The organism is Undibacterium sp. 5I2 (assembly GCF_035019605.1).
GTDB lineage: Bacteria > Pseudomonadota > Gammaproteobacteria > Burkholderiales > Burkholderiaceae_D > Undibacterium.
Genome location: NZ_JASJVS010000196.1, coordinates 1 through 248, shown reverse-complemented (window position 1 = coordinate 248; position 248 = coordinate 1). Strand labels below are relative to the sequence as shown.

Here is a 248-nt window from a genome sequence, read left to right as displayed (position 1 = left end):
AGCAGCGTTATTGGTGCTGCAAAAAAAGCTGCGCGCCCTGTGGGACGAGGGCGAGGACGAATGACTGCATTGAGCGACCGGCAGGAATTGATCGTGCCGATTCGGGTCGCGTGCGACCAAGGGGCGCGCTTGTTTAAAGCTTGCGAGGTCGCAGAAATTTCGCGCAATGACTGGTATCGCTGGCAGAAGAATGGGGCTGTGGTTGATGATGCGCGCCCTTTGGCGGAGCGTCCTGTACCGGCCAACAA

Annotated in this window: 1 pseudogene; it reads left to right on the top strand. The window is 58.5% G+C overall.

Annotated features, from left to right (window positions below):
- Positions 1-60: 60 nt before the first annotated feature.
- A pseudogene (locus QN359_RS19955) lies at positions 61-248 on the top strand (IS3 family transposase); the annotation flags it as partial.